The sequence below is a fragment of the Streptomyces sp. SAS_270 genome (genome assembly GCF_052543295.1).
Genome location: NZ_JBMNDS010000081.1, coordinates 1 through 13,634, shown reverse-complemented (window position 1 = coordinate 13,634; position 13,634 = coordinate 1). Strand labels below are relative to the sequence as shown.

Genomic DNA, 13,634 nt, shown 5'->3' with positions numbered 1-13,634 from the left:
CGCGACCGAGATCGTCGTTTCGTGCCGTGACGGAGGAAGCATGACCGAGCAGCAGCAACAGGCCCTCTACCAGCGCTTCCTGCGCGGACTCGCACTGTCGCCCGACCGCCCGGCGCTGCGCATCGGCGCCGAGAGCGTGACCTACCGGGCGCTGCACGAACAGGCGCTGACGTGGGCGGGTTCGCTGGGCAGCGCGAAGGTGGTCGGCGTCCTGGCGGGCAAGACTGTGACGGCGTACGCCGGCATCCTCGGCGGTCTGTACGCGGGTGCCACGGTCGTGCCGCTGCACCCCGACTTCCCCGTCGCCCGCACCCGGCGGATGCTCGAACTCTCCGGCGCCGCCGCCCTGATCGCCGACGACCGGGGACGCGCCGCGCTCCCCCGGATGTACGACGACGGTGCGGGCATCCCGGTCACCGAGCCGGACCCGTCGCTCGCCCTGGCCCGGCCGCGCCCGGTGGAACCCGCCGACGTGGCGTACATGCTGTTCACCTCCGGCTCGACGGGACGCCCCAAGGGGGTGCCCATCAGTCACGGCAGCACGCATCACTACTTCCAACTCCTCGACAGCCGCTACGACTTCACGCCGGACGACGTCTTCTCGCAGACGTTCGACCTGAACTTCGACTGTGCGATGTTCGACCTGTTCTGCGCCTGGGGCTCGGGCGCCACCGTCGACGTCACCCCGCAGACCGCCTACCTGGACCTGCCCGCGCACATCCGCGAGCACGGCGTGAGCGTCTGGTTCGCCACGCCGAGCGCCATCTCCCTCGTACGCCGCATGGGCGGGCTGGACGCCGGGGCGCTCGCCGGGCTGCGCTGGAGCTTCTTCGCCGGGGAGGCCCTGCACGCGCACGATGCCGTGGACTGGCAGGCGGCCGCGCCCGCATCGACGCTGGAGAACATCTACGGGCCCACCGAACTCACCGTCACCATCACCGGACACCGCTGGAACCCCGACACCTCGCCCGGCCGTTGTGTCAACGGCCTGGTCCCGATCGGCACCGTGCACGACGGCCACGACCACGTACTCGTCGACGAGAACGACCGGGAGACCCCCGTTGAGGGCGAACTCCTCATCACCGGGCCGCAGATGGCCACCGGCTACCTCGACCCCGAGGACGACCAGGGCAGGTTCGTGGAGCGCGAGGGCCGCGTCTGGTACCGCACCGGGGACCGGGTACGCCGCCTGGCCGACGGCGAGCTGGTCTACCTCGGCCGCCTCGACTCCCAGGTGCAGGTGCAGGGTTGGCGGGTGGAGCTCGCCGAGATCGACCACGCGCTGCGTGCCTGCGACGGCGTGCAGGACGTGGTCACCGTGGCCACCTCGGGGGAATCCGGTACGGAGATCGTCGTGTACTACACCGGCGAGGTCCGTCCCGCGGCCCGGTTCGCGCGGGCGCTGCGCGAGGTGCTGCCCAAGGGAATGCTGCCGCGACGCTTCGAGCACGTGACGGAGTTCCCGCTGAACTCCAACCGGAAGGTCGACCGCAAGGAACTCGCCCGCCGGGCAGGCGAGTTGCTTGTGCGTCCGGCGCGGTCGGCCGCCCAGGCCGCGGCGGGGACCGGGATCGCGGGCGGCTGACCTTCATGGGGCAGCCGACGCTCTGGGCCGTCAGCGATCTGCACGCCGCCTTCTCGGAGAACCGCCAGGTCGTCAGTGAACTGCGCCCGCAGTCGGACGCCGACTGGCTGATCGTCGCCGGGGACGTGGCCGAGAAGGCCGCCGACATCGAGTGGGTGCTCGATCTGCTCAGCCGCCGCTACGCGAAGGTGCTGTGGACCCCGGGCAACCACGATCTGTGGACGCACCGCGAGGACACCCTGCGGCTGCGCGGCCTGGAGCGTTACGAGTACCTGGTGGGGGTGTGCCGCAGCTTCGGCGTGTCCACCCCCGAGGACCCCTACCCGGTGTGGACCGGCCCGGGCGGCCCCGCGGCGGTGGCCCCGCTGTTCCTGCTGTACGACTACAGCTTTCGCGTCGAGGAGGCCCACACCAAGCAGCAGGCACTGGACCGGGCCTACGAATCGGGGGTGGTGTGCGCCGATGAGTTCATGCTGCACCCGGACCCGTACCCGAGCCGCGAGGAGTGGTGCTGGGCACGGGTCGAGGAGACCGAGAAACGGCTCCTGGAATGCCCTCCCGGCCTGCCGCTCGTCCTCGTCAACCACTACCCGCTCGTCCGCCAGCCGACCCGCATCCTGCACTACCAGGAGTTCGCCCTGTGGTGCGGCACCCAACTTACCGCCGACTGGCATCTGCGCTTCCCGGTCCGCACCATGGTCTACGGCCATCTGCACATCCCCCGGACCACCTGGTACGACGGGGTGCGCTTCGAGGAGGTGTCGGTGGGCTATCCGCGCGAGTGGAAGCGCCCGGGGCACCCGCGGATCGGCCCACGCCAGATCCTGCCCGAACCGCCCGCTTCCTGAGCGGCGATCCTTCCTACGCCGCCACAGCGGCCCGCTCCCGAGCGGCGCGCACCGCGGCGGACAGACTCGCGATGTCGTACGCGCCGTGATGCCTGCGCCCGTTGACGAAGAAGGTGGGCGTTCCCGCCACGATGCTGAGGTCCGCCGATTCGACGTCCTCGGCGACGCGCGCCGCACCCGCGTGGGCGCGCAGATCCCGCTCGAAGCGCTGCGCGTCCAGCCCGAGGTCTGCGGCGTATCCGCGCAGGTGGTCGGCGCGCAGGGCGCCCTGATGGCTGATGAGCAGGTCGTGCATGTCCCAGTAGCGTCCCTGCAGCGCAGCCGCTTCGGCCGCCTCGGCGGCGAACTGTGCGTGCACGTGGACGTCCGGCAGCGGGAGGTGGCGCCATACGTAGCGCACGTCCCCGAAGTCGCCGAGCAGCTCACGGACCACGGACTCCGCCTGTCCGCAGTAGGGGCATTCGTAGTCGCCGTACTCCACGACAGTGACGGCCGCGTGCCGGGGTCCTCGGATGTGATCGCGGTCGGGATCGACGGGCACGGCGAGGTCCACGATCGTCTCCGCCTTCCCGAGCAGCGCCCGCAGTTGCACGCCGCGCGGCAGCGCCCTGAGCACAGTGGTGACGAGCAGACTTACGGCGAAGGAGCAGATCACGGCGCTCAGGATGCCGATCTTGGCGTCGTCGAGCCGGGCGCCGTCGAAGGCGAGGGTGGCAATGAGCAGGGAGACCGTGAAGCCGACCCCGGCGAGGGTTCCTCCCGTGGTGACGGCTCCCCAGCCGACCGGGATCCGGATGCGGCCGCGGCTCGCGGCGGTGGCCAGCAGCGAGGCCGCGACGATGCCGAGCGGTTTGCCCACCACGTATCCGAAGAGGATGCCCAGGGTGATGGGTGAGGTGAACGCGCGTCCCAGTTGGTCGGCGTCGACCGCGATCCCGGCGTTGGCCAGCGCGAAGAGCGGTACGACGGCATAGCTCACCCAGGGGTGGTACATGCGCTGGAGCCGCTCGTTCGGGGAGATTGCCGAGGCGAGGCCGGCGCGCACGGAGCGTTCCAGCTCGGGTGTGGGCTGCTCGCGGAACAGCCGGAACAGACCACTGGCGCGTTCCAGGTCGGAGCGCGCCGCCGGGTACGCGTACGTCAGCATTCCCATGGCCAGACCGATGACCACCGGGTCCACGCCCGATTCGAGCAGGGCGACCCAGGTGATCAGTGCCGGTACCGCGTACGCGGCGCCTCGGCGGACGTCGAGGCGGCGCAGGAGCAGGATGACGGCGAAGGTGCCGATGGCGACGAGGAGCGCCGGCACGCTGATGTCGTCGCTGTAGGCGACGGCGATGACGCCGAGGGCCAGGAAGTCGTCGACCACGGTGAGGGTGAGGATGAAGACCCGCAGTCCGGGCGGCATACGGCGTCCGACGACGGCCAGCATGCCGAGGGCGAAGGCGGTGTCGGTGGACATCGCCGCGCCCCACCCGTGCGTCGTGCCGTGGCCCGCGTTGATCGCGAGGTAGATGCCGATCGGTACGAGCATGCCGCTGACGCCTGCCGCGAGGGGCAGGGCGAGCCGCTTTCGGTCGCGCAGTTCGCCCATGTCGAACTCGCGCCGCGCCTCCAGTCCGATGACGAAGAAGAAGAACGTCATCAGGCCGCTGTTCACCCACTCGCGCAGGTGCAGCGAGACGCCGTGGGAGCCGATCCGGACGGACAGATGCGTCTGCCAGAACGATTCGTAGGACGAGGGCGCGGCGTTCGCCCACACGAGCGCGGCCAGCGTCGCCGTCACCAGGACGGCGGCGCTTCCGGTCTCGGTCCGCAGGAAGTCGCGCAGCGGCGAGTGCGCGCCGGTGCCGCATGCGCTCTGCCCCGTGTAGTCGCCCGTGTGGTCGGTGGCCTCGAAGGACATCTTCAGGCGCTCACTCGAAACAGGACGACATCGAAACGCAGCTCGACCGCGCCGTCGCTTCGGAGCCCGGCGAAGGCCTTCTCCCAGTCGGTCAGCGGCTGCGTCAGGACGGTGCTCACTCTCCACCTCGCGTCGTGGCTCAAAGTGTCGGACGTTCACAGCGGCCACGCCAGTCGGATGGGCTTGTGCTGCTGTCGCGGCAACACCACTCGCCTGGCCATTCATTCCTTGCGCGGTAGACGCGGGGCTGCTCGGCGTCGATGGGGTGGCCGGCAGCGGCGACGGTGCGCATGGTGGCGCCGGGCAGGATGTCGGCGGCGCGGGTCCGCGGTGGTGAGCTGATTGGAGTAGAGGCCGGGCAAAGAGCCCGGGATGTCCTTCAAGGGGCGGCCGGGATGTCAGGTCGCCGCCGGGACCGCGATCGCCGGCAGCTCGGTGAAGACCGGATCCGGCTCGGCGTGGCGCCCCAGGACGCTCCGAGCAGCACCACCCGAGCGGCGCCGATCCGATGCCGTACGGCCTCCAGGTCGGCGATCTGCCGGGCAACGGCGTAGCCGCTCGGGTCGGCGAGCCGACCGGAACGGCCGGAGCCCGATCAGAGGGACCTCACCCAGGCCGCCGTGTCGTCGGGGTGGCGGAAGTGAAGGGTGACGAGGGGGTTGAAGCGGGGGTCGACGGTGCGTCGGCCGACTTCGCGGCGGCGTCCCGCGTGTTGCGACCAGGACCACCGGACCGGGTGCTCGCGGCTCAGCCAGCCCCGCCAGGTCTCCCGGTTGCCGCCGAAGATGACCTCGCGGGTGACGGTGCGCCGCACGGACCGTCGTAGCACTCGGGGCATCACGACGCGCTTGGCGTAGTCCAGCCAGATCACGGTGTCGGCCCGCTCCCACATAAGGTCACGGACTTCCGGAGAGCCGATCGAGTCGATGACCCAGTGAGGTCCGGCGACCAGCTGAGACACGTCCTTGGCCAGCTGTTGGTTCACGGCCCAGTCGGGGCCGCTGAAGTACAGCGCGTCCATCTCGTGGTAGGCCAGCCCGAGTCGACCGCTCAGGGTACGGGCGAGTGTGGATTTGCCCGCGCCGGTGGCACCCACCACCAAGATCCGTTTCATCACGAACCGGCCGAGGGACGACGCACTTCAGCGGGGCGGGAAACGGCTTCCTCGGGCCGATCCGACCTCAACGCGGTGCACGGATCTGCACGGTTCACCTGCATCGCCCCTCCGTCCCGTCGGTCTGTCGCTCCTGCACATGATGGCGTGGCGCCAGGAGGACTCGCCGGTTCTCCGGCGAGGTGAGGGCTCTGGTGCCGGCTTTTGCCCTGTCCCCCGGCACTCGCCGCTTCTCCCCAGGCCGAGCGCCGCGCGTCAGCGGCCCGTTCCGCCCGGTACGAGCAACTCCTGATGCCGGGAGGCCGCCAGGCGCGGCAGGACGAGGACCCAGAACTCCGCCACGTACTCCTGGGAGACCCAGTTCCGGTCCCAGGCGCCGAGCGTCTCGAAGCCGACGGTGGCGGCCACGATCGCCGCCGTGGCGCCCTCCGGCGACACCTCCTCGGCCAACTCCCCCTCTCTCTGGGCCTGGAGGAGCAGTTCATGGACCCAGGTCCGCCACCACTGCCGCAGTCCGGCCCCGTTCTTGCGCGACGGGTCACCGCTCAGCTTGAACCCCGCCCTGATCACGGCGTCGGCGGTGACGGCCAGCAGCAGTTCGTGTGTCACGTTCACCAGCGCCTGAAGCGACGTGTCCGCCGAGGACCGGAAGCGCATCGCCAGGGACTCGACGGAGCCCACGGCCGCCGTTTCCACCTCACGGGCCAGAGCGTCCTTGCTGGGGAAGTGAAAGTGGAGAGCACCGGCGCTCACGCCCGCACGCTTACTGATCGCAGGCAGTGAGGCGACGGCATACCCGTCTTCCGCGAAGACCTCGGCCGCCGCGTCGATGAGGGCCTGCCGCGTACGCGCCGCCCGAACCTGCTTGACCATCACGCCTCTCCTTTGGAGCTCGCGGGGAGAACCGGGACCACCGCATCCGCCTCCCCCGAGGCGTGGGAGCGTTCTGTACCACCGGGCATCAAACCGCGTGCTTGGTATGTTAATTCGGCGTACAACATTCCACATCCTCGAGTACTTGTCCAGGGCGGCATCCGGCCTGCTCGGCGCCGTTCCACGGGGCGAACACCGACCCCGTCTGTACGCCATTTCTGGCCCCGGTGCCGCCCAACCGACTGATGCAACCCCTCCTTCCTACGCCACAAACCTTCCGCATGGTTCGTGAATGTTGGATGAAGTGACACCAGTCATTCCGCGTTACGGTCGTTCACGGTGCTCGGGAACGGCTTGAGCGCAGATCGCGAGCGCCTCCCGACAACGCAGAACTCCGCCGGCCCGACCGGGCTGGCGGAGTTCAGTCCTCGAGGCTGCTCCCGTACGTCAGCGAACGGCGGGGCGGAGCACGGCTGGAAGTGACCGGTAACTGTTCACCACGAAGGTCGGCAACGGCTCGAGCTCCTTCGGAGCGCAGCCGAGTGCCAGGTCCGGGAACCGGTCGAACAGCGCCGCAAGGGCGACCTCGGCTTCCACCCAGGCGAGCGGAGCCCCCACACAGCGATGCGGCCCGTGCCCGAATCCCAGGGTGTCACGGTCCGTACGCAACAGGTCGAACCGCGCGGCATCCTCTCCGTACCGCTCAGGTTCCAGGCCGCCGGCGGCGAAGGAGACGATGATGGGGTCGCCCTTTTTGATCCTGACGCCGTCCAGGTCGATGTCCTCCACCGCGAACCTGATCGGGCAGTAAGCCCCTGGCGTGTGGGCTCTCATGGTCTCGGCGACCACGTCCGACCAGCTGGCGCGGCCGGCCCTCACATGCTCCAGCTGTTCGGGGTGCTGGAGCAGCGCGCCGACAGCGTTGGTGATCAGAGCGGTCGTCAGGTCCTGCCCACCGGCGATCATCAGGAACAGCGTGCCGAGCAGTTCGTGCTCGCTGAGGCGGTCGCCACCCTGGTCGCGTACCTCGATCAGCGAGGAGGTGAGGTCGTCACCGGGCTCGTTCCGCTTTGTGGCCACCAGCGCGGCCAGCAGCTCGAAGGCCTTGATCCGGGCCGCCTCGATTCCCTCGGCGGAGACCGTGGTGCTGAACACGGTGCTCAGCGCGAGGCACAGCTCCTCCGTCGCGGCCCCCTGGGGTACACCGAACAGTTCACAGATCACGCGCATGGGCAGCAGTTCGGCGAACGAGGCACGCACGTCGACGGGGGCGCCTGCCGGGAGGGCGGCCAGTCCGTCGAGCAGTTCGGCGGAGATCTCCTCGACGCGCGGGCGCAGCGCTTCGGAGCGCCGTGCCGTGAAGGCCCCCGCGACCATGCGGCGGAGCCGGGTGTGCCGCTCCCCGTAGGCGAACAGCATGTTCTCGTTCACCACCCAGGGGTAGAGCGGCCACTCCTCCGTTATCTTCCCCTCGATGAACGAGGGCCAGTGCTGCCGGGCATCTTTGGACACCCGCGGGTCGGTCAGCAGGCGTTCGACGTACTCCTGCTGGACGACAGCCCACGCGATGACCCCACCGGGCAGCTCCACCTCGACCGCGGGGCCCTGAGCCCGCAGCATCGCGGCCTCGCCGGCGAGGTCCCGCCCTGACACGTCCAGGGCGTAGGGGCAGGCAGACGTTTCCATCGGTGCACTCCCTGGGTTGATCTGACGTTGCGTTGCTTGCGCTGTGCTTTCGCCGTGCCCATGGGAGAGGTCGGGGCCCTCCCGCCTCCGATGCGCTACCGATGCGTCACCGGAGGATCCAACCGTTCAGCCGGCCGCGGTCAACTCCGCGTCCTCCTGCAGCTTCATGGCCGCTTCGTACACCCGCATCCCACGGTCCGGGTTCATGTCCAGACGGACGAGCACCGCCGGGACCGCAACGCTCGCCATGAGGTGCTGCTCAAGCTGCGCCAGCCGGTCCATCAGGTCCTCATGCCCGGTCATGATCTTGGAAAGTACTTGGACGCCGGTGAACGCACCGACGAACAACTTCGCCGCGGCCACCACGTCGACCTGGGGAAGCAACTCCCCGTTCTCCTTCGCCCGGGTGAGCGTGCCGGCATTGTGGTCGATCCACGCATTCATCGGAACCCTGCGGTCCAGACCGTCCTGCGGGGCGCCCTGATCCACCGTCAGCCGCACACTGCCCTGCACCATGGGGTCGCCGGAAGTCAGCAGGTAAGCGAGCAGGAATGCCTCGTCCAGCCCCTGCTGGAGCGCCAGCTCCTGCGCGGGGATAGCCGGGACGGAGGAGAGCTGGTTGGCCAGGACGGCCTGGGCCAGCTCTTCCTTGGAGGCGAAGTGGAAGTAGAGGGCCCCCTTGGTCACATTGGCCCGCTGGAGGATCTCGGAGATGGTCGCCGCCTCGTACCCGACCTCGGCGAACACCGTGGCGGCAGCGGACAGGATCGCTCGTCGGGTCCTGATGGCTCGTTCCTGAACCGCCATGGCCCACCTCCGCACTAGGTCTCACCCGCCGACCGACCAGGGAAAAGAAACCGGCAGGTTCGTATCTTGCCATTGGGCGAGCCAGGCGATCAAGAGCACGAAACGAGATCACGCCACCCCGGCACGGCTCGCATGCGGATGAGGCGTACCCCCGTAGGGCACACAATAAAACCACTCAGGCGGTTTTTCAATCCCCCTGTCACCCCGCCCGGCAAGTGGAATACCCCACCCTCAAGTGCGATTGGGGCATTCCGCTGCCCACTTGGGACACGAAGGGCTCAAGCCGGAGACGCTTCCAGGTCGCGATTTACCAAAATTTGGTTTGATAAGAAAACCGGTAGGTCCGTATCTTCTGGGCTCTGCGCATCTCATCCTTCAGGATCAGAGACACGGGGAGAGGGTCATGACCCTTCTGACGTCGCACGCAAAGCCCCCCAACCTGGCAGGACTGCCGGAGTACGCCTCCGGTCACCCCTTCCAGGACAGCTTGTCCGAGACCGAAAGCCTCACCCTTGCCCGCATGGGCACCGTTGACGTGACCACGGGCGAGCTCACGCATCTTCTGTTCGACCGCGGTGATCGACGCCGCATCCACGGTCCCTGGCGCGACCTCATATCGAGCGAAACGTTCCGTCACCGACCCGGGCTGTCTCCCGACGAGCGCATGGCCCTTTCCTACGACTGGCTGCGTCTCGTCAACGACACCGTCGACCGCCCCGAAGACCTGGTACAGGACCCGAGCCGGCTGGCGAGCCTGCACGAATGGACCGCGATCGTGGACGGCGGCGGAGGGCTGTGCACGGTCGCGAGCATCCACTACAACCTGTTCCTGGGCAGCCTCCTCGACCATGAGGGTGGCGGGCGACGCGACCTGTCCGACTTCACCTCCATGCGGCGCACGGGCACCTTTCTGTGCACCGAGCTGGAGCACGGGAACGACGCCGCGGCACTGCAGACCACCGCCGAACTCGACCCGCGGACAGGCGGGTTCATCCTCCACACGCCGCACATCGGCGCACAGAAGTTCATGCCGAACACCAGCACCACGGGCGGCCCCAAGACCGCCGTGGTGGCCGCACGGCTCATGATCGACGGCAAGGATCAGGGGGTCTTCCTGTTCCTGACTCCGTTGAGCGACGAGGCAGGCCTCCTGCCGGGCGTGACGGTCCGCCGACTGCCGTTGCGCACCGGTGCTCCGGTGGACCACTGCCTCACCGCGTTCGACCACGTCGTGCTGCCGCGCGAGGCCCTGCTCGAAGCGGACCACGGACATCTCAGCATCGACGGGACCCTCACCAGCAGCCGGGGCAACAGGCGCAAGCGGTTCCTGCAGTCGATCAATCGGGTCACCGCCGGGAAGCTCTGCATGAGTGGTGCGGCCGTCGGGGCGTCCCGAGCCGCCCTGGCCATCGCCGTACGCCATGCGCACCTCAGGCACATCAGCGGTCCCAAGAACGGTGAGCGCATCCTGGTGAACGCGCACCGGAGCCATCACGGCAGGCTGCTCGACTCGCTCTCCACGGCGTACGCCATGACGTTCCTGCACCGTTCGGTGGTGTCCCGGTGGGCGCGGCACACTCCCGAGGACAGGACGGACGTCGAGCGTCTGGTCGCCATCGCGAAGGGCTGGATCACCTGGCAGGCACGCTCCATCACGGTCGAGTGCCGCGAACGGTGCGGGGCCCAGGGGCTGTTCCCCGTGAACGGCCTGGCCGACTACCCGCAGTACGTCGAGGGGACCATCACGGCGGAGGGCGACAACCTCGTCATCTGGGTGAAGGCCGCCGCCGAGATGCTCTTCGGCCACCGGACCGACGAGGAGATGCACGAAACACCCCCCGACCAACGCGTTCTGACGGACCCCCACTTTCTGCGTGGCCTCCTCTCCCACGTCGAGGCGATCTGGCAGACCCGGGCCCGCAAGAGCCTCCGTCAGGGGCCCGCGGGTGATCCGATCGCCCGCTGGAACGCCGCGTCCTCCTCCGCCCTGGAGATGGTCTCGGTCCATGCCCGGCTGCAGGCCGCCGACGCGTTCCTCGAAGCGGCCGCGAACGCGGTGGGGCCGCAGGCGCGCGCCCTGCTCGACCGGCTCTGCCTGCTCTTCCTCCTCAAGCAACTCGGGCCACACACCGGCGACCTGCTGGCCGACGGCCACATCACCGTGGAGCATGTGCGCGCTCTGCCGCACACCGTTGACAAGGTTGTCGAGAGCCTCGCTCCGCACATGATGACGCTCGTCGACGCGTTCGACCTCCCGGCCGAGTTCCTGGACGCGGTGCCCATCGCGAACCGCGGCTGCCCTTCGCTCGTCGACTAGCTGCTCCGCCCTGACGGCGCGAGGCGCGGGAGCCGATGAGTGCATCGGCCGCCGACCGCCTGATGGTTACGCACACCGGACCGCGCGGGAGCGGTCCCGTCCCCAGTCTTCAGCTCAAAGGCCTGAGTCTTCGGTCTTCCGGTGCCCTTGTGGGGCTTGTCCTGTACAGGCCCCACAAGGCTTGACCGGAGATGCGCTCGCGTGGGAACCCTTCGCCGGTACCCGCCGTCGCGCCGAGGGGCTGCCGTCCTGGCAGGTCGGCAGCCCCTCAGTCATGCGTCGCGCCGTACGTCACTCGTCGATGGCCGCGCCGAACCGGGCACCGCTGCCCGAGGCGCCGAGCGCGCCGCCGCCGTAGGTCCACGAACCGTCGGCGACGAGTCCCCTCGTGCTGGCCGGCAGCACCCAGACGACGCCGTCGCTGTAGTTCTCGGAAGGGGCGGCCGCCACCAGGTCGAAGAGGCCGTTCGCGTCGGTGTCGGCGAGCCGTACCTGGGCGCCCCACTCGTCGTCCGTCTCGGCCGTGCCGGGGACGTCGGGGCTGTTCTGGTCGAAGGACTGCGCGCCGGTGGTGGTCAGTCCGGCGGACGAGCCGCGCAGCACCCACACCGCGCCCGCGTCCCGCACGGTGCCCACGTCCTCCCCGGGCGCTCCGACGGCCAGGTCGGCGTAGCCGTCACCGTTGACGTCGGCGACGGACAGGTCGGCGCCCCACGCGTCGCCGTGCTCGCCGGCACCGGGCACGCCCGAGGTGTTCTGATGCCACCACTGCGGGCCGTTGCCCGGACCCTCGTAGTCCGCGGGCCCTTCCGGGCTTCCGTAGTACACGGCGACGAGTCCGCCGGTCATGCCCTCCGCCTCGGCGTCCTGGCTGCTCGACTGTCCGACGACGAGGTCGTCGTAACCGTCCTTGTTCAGGTCGCCCGAGGCGGAGGACACGCCACCACGCAGGTCGCGCACGTGCGTCAGACCGTGGGCGCCGCCCGAGAAGACCGTGGACCAGCCCTGCGCGTAGTCGGCGTCGGGGGTGTATCCGGAGATGACGAGGTCGGCGTAGCCGTTCTTGTCGTAGTCGCCCGTCGTCAGGTAGGCGGGATTGATGACGCGGTCCGCCGGGTGGCCGGTCGTGTCGATGCCGGCCGTCCGCCGCAGCACACCCTGGTCGTAGGTGTACACCTGGGCACCCGACTGGTCGAGTACGGCGATCTCGTCACCGTACGTCGCCCCCGTGAACCGCGCCGCGGTGACGGCCTGCCCGAACCGGGCCCCTGCGGTGCGGTGGGCCGACGAGAAGGACGCGCTGCGCTGGGCCTTCAGCCCTGTCTTGGAGCCGTAGAGGACGGTCACGTGCCCGGCGTTCTCGGTGGAGCCCACATCCTCGCCGGGGGCACCGATGACCGCGTCGTCGAAACCGTCACCGTCGAGGTCGCCCGTGGCCACGGCCGCGCCGAAGGAGTCGTAGGCCTCCGAGGTTCCGGGCACACCGGCGGTGGACTGGCTGAAGACGGCCGTACGGGCCCCGGGAACGCTGGCGTTGGTCCCCATACCGTTCGCCGCGCCGTACTGCACCGTGACGTAACCGGCGCCCTTCTTGCCGGCGACGGTGCCGTCCGGCGCGCCGATCAGGACGTCGTTGTAGCCGTCGCCGTCGAAGTCGCTGTTGCGGTCGTCGGCGCGTGTACCGCCCGGAACGCCCGCCTGGGCTGCCGGCGCGGCGATGATGCCCGCACCCGCCAGCAGCAGGAACGATGCGGCGGCCACGGCCGATGCGGCGCCGCGCCGGGAACGAGTGGCGCGCGTGGCACCGCGGAGCGCGTCGGTCGAGTCGGGCGTGTGCGACGTGCTGGTCATGGTCTGCTCCCCGTTGGTCATGCGGTCGATGTATTCGTTCGGGAGGGAACAGGCTTCTCAACGGATCTGGTCACAAGCGCCTGCCCCCTCCTCACGCCCGGTTCGACACGAGACACCGCAGAAGAGTTGTGGCGCTCCAGAGGGCCGTGACACGCCGGTGACAGATGTTGCGCAACAGGAACATCGATCCGCCCACGACAGGACCTCCGCACACGCTGTCACACATCCCCCTCTGGATACGTCAACGAGATGGCGCCCCGAACAGGGGGCCAGGACATGGACATTCCCAGACACGGAGATGACGACATGACTGTTCTTATGGTGCGCTCCACCGTGAAGCCCGAGTTCACCGCCGAGTTGGAGGACGCGCTCCGGAAGATGTTCACGGCCATCGAGAACGCCGGTCCCGCAGGCGTGCGTTACGCCTCCTACCGGCTGCCCGACGGCGTCACGTACGTGGCGCAGCTCGAACTCGCGGACGGCGTCGAGAATCCGCTGCCCGCCATCCAGGAGTTCCGCGACTTCCAGGCGAGCCTGAAGGACTGGCTGACCGGGCCGCCGACGGTCGAGCACTTCGAGGTCAGGGGCTCCTACTCGGCCTGACCCGGAGGAAGGGCCTGGGCCGGACGCCGCGGCGCGCGGCGTCC

Annotated in this window: 10 protein-coding genes; 4 read left to right on the top strand and 6 right to left on the bottom strand. The window is 69.3% G+C overall.

Annotated elements, in window-relative coordinates; translation table 11 throughout:
- Positions 1-40 precede the first annotated feature (40 nt).
- Both ACN6LB_RS36950 and ACN6LB_RS36945 read left to right on the top strand, forming a co-directional pair.
- Positions 41-1,585, top strand: a complete 1,545-nt coding sequence (locus ACN6LB_RS36950; RefSeq protein ID WP_445029676.1) for an AMP-binding protein — start codon at positions 41-43, stop codon at positions 1,583-1,585.
- A 5-nt stretch (positions 1,586-1,590) separates the two neighbouring features.
- A complete protein-coding gene (locus ACN6LB_RS36945; RefSeq protein WP_356140202.1) occupies positions 1,591-2,433 on the top strand; it encodes a metallophosphoesterase family protein in 843 nt (280 codons plus the stop codon).
- A 13-nt stretch (positions 2,434-2,446) separates the two neighbouring features.
- Here the strand turns inward: ACN6LB_RS36945 and nhaA are convergent, their stop codons facing one another.
- The 5 genes from nhaA to ACN6LB_RS36920 all read right to left on the bottom strand — a co-directional run bounded on the left by nhaA (position 2,447) and on the right by ACN6LB_RS36920 (position 8,819).
- Positions 2,447-4,339 carry a Na+/H+ antiporter NhaA gene (gene nhaA, locus ACN6LB_RS36940; RefSeq protein ID WP_445029675.1) on the bottom strand — a complete coding sequence of 631 codons (1,893 nt, stop codon included), beginning with the start codon at positions 4,337-4,339 and terminating at the stop codon, positions 2,447-2,449.
- Positions 4,340-4,934: 595 nt separating this feature from the next.
- Positions 4,935-5,453, bottom strand: a complete 519-nt coding sequence (locus ACN6LB_RS36935) for an adenylate kinase (protein ID WP_445029674.1) — start codon at positions 5,451-5,453, stop codon at positions 4,935-4,937.
- A 255-nt stretch (positions 5,454-5,708) separates the two neighbouring features.
- The gene (locus ACN6LB_RS36930) at positions 5,709-6,326 is read right to left on the bottom strand and encodes a ScbR family autoregulator-binding transcription factor (protein WP_445029673.1); all 618 of its coding nucleotides are present in this window, start codon (positions 6,324-6,326) and stop codon (positions 5,709-5,711) included.
- 447 nt (positions 6,327-6,773) lie between these two features.
- The gene (locus ACN6LB_RS36925; RefSeq protein ID WP_445029672.1) at positions 6,774-8,012 is read right to left on the bottom strand and encodes a cytochrome P450 family protein; all 1,239 of its coding nucleotides are present in this window, start codon (positions 8,010-8,012) and stop codon (positions 6,774-6,776) included.
- A gap of 126 nt (positions 8,013-8,138) precedes the next feature.
- Positions 8,139-8,819 carry a ScbR family autoregulator-binding transcription factor gene (locus ACN6LB_RS36920; protein WP_356140206.1) on the bottom strand — a complete coding sequence of 227 codons (681 nt, stop codon included), beginning with the start codon at positions 8,817-8,819 and terminating at the stop codon, positions 8,139-8,141.
- Between the two features lie 403 nt (positions 8,820-9,222).
- Here ACN6LB_RS36920 and ACN6LB_RS36915 point away from each other — a divergent pair, with 403 nt between their 5' ends.
- Positions 9,223-11,136, top strand: a complete 1,914-nt coding sequence (locus tag ACN6LB_RS36915) for an acyl-CoA dehydrogenase family protein (RefSeq protein WP_445029671.1) — start codon at positions 9,223-9,225, stop codon at positions 11,134-11,136.
- A gap of 291 nt (positions 11,137-11,427) precedes the next feature.
- Here ACN6LB_RS36915 and ACN6LB_RS36910 read toward each other — a convergent pair whose 3' ends face one another.
- Positions 11,428-12,987, bottom strand: coding sequence for an FG-GAP repeat protein (locus ACN6LB_RS36910; RefSeq protein ID WP_445029670.1), 1,560 nt, complete (start codon positions 12,985-12,987; stop codon positions 11,428-11,430).
- A 306-nt stretch (positions 12,988-13,293) separates the two neighbouring features.
- Between ACN6LB_RS36910 and ACN6LB_RS36905 the strand changes: the two genes are divergently transcribed.
- Positions 13,294-13,590, top strand: coding sequence for an antibiotic biosynthesis monooxygenase family protein (locus ACN6LB_RS36905; protein WP_445029669.1), 297 nt, complete (start codon positions 13,294-13,296; stop codon positions 13,588-13,590).
- Positions 13,591-13,634 lie beyond the last annotated feature (44 nt).

Coding starts and splice junctions, on each gene's coding strand:
- ACN6LB_RS36950 (WP_445029676.1), top strand. CDS start 41: ATGACCGAGCAGCAGCAACAGGCCCTCTACCAGCGCTTCCTGCGCGGA.
- ACN6LB_RS36945 (WP_356140202.1), top strand. CDS start 1,591: ATGGGGCAGCCGACGCTCTGGGCCGTCAGCGATCTGCACGCCGCCTTC.
- nhaA (WP_445029675.1), bottom strand. CDS start 4,339: ATGTCCTTCGAGGCCACCGACCACACGGGCGACTACACGGGGCAGAGC.
- ACN6LB_RS36935 (WP_445029674.1), bottom strand. CDS start 5,453: ATGAAACGGATCTTGGTGGTGGGTGCCACCGGCGCGGGCAAATCCACA.
- ACN6LB_RS36930 (WP_445029673.1), bottom strand. CDS start 6,326: ATGGTCAAGCAGGTTCGGGCGGCGCGTACGCGGCAGGCCCTCATCGAC.
- ACN6LB_RS36925 (WP_445029672.1), bottom strand. CDS start 8,012: ATGGAAACGTCTGCCTGCCCCTACGCCCTGGACGTGTCAGGGCGGGAC.
- ACN6LB_RS36920 (WP_356140206.1), bottom strand. CDS start 8,819: ATGGCGGTTCAGGAACGAGCCATCAGGACCCGACGAGCGATCCTGTCC.
- ACN6LB_RS36915 (WP_445029671.1), top strand. CDS start 9,223: ATGACCCTTCTGACGTCGCACGCAAAGCCCCCCAACCTGGCAGGACTG.
- ACN6LB_RS36910 (WP_445029670.1), bottom strand. CDS start 12,987: ATGACCAGCACGTCGCACACGCCCGACTCGACCGACGCGCTCCGCGGT.
- ACN6LB_RS36905 (WP_445029669.1), top strand. CDS start 13,294: ATGACTGTTCTTATGGTGCGCTCCACCGTGAAGCCCGAGTTCACCGCC.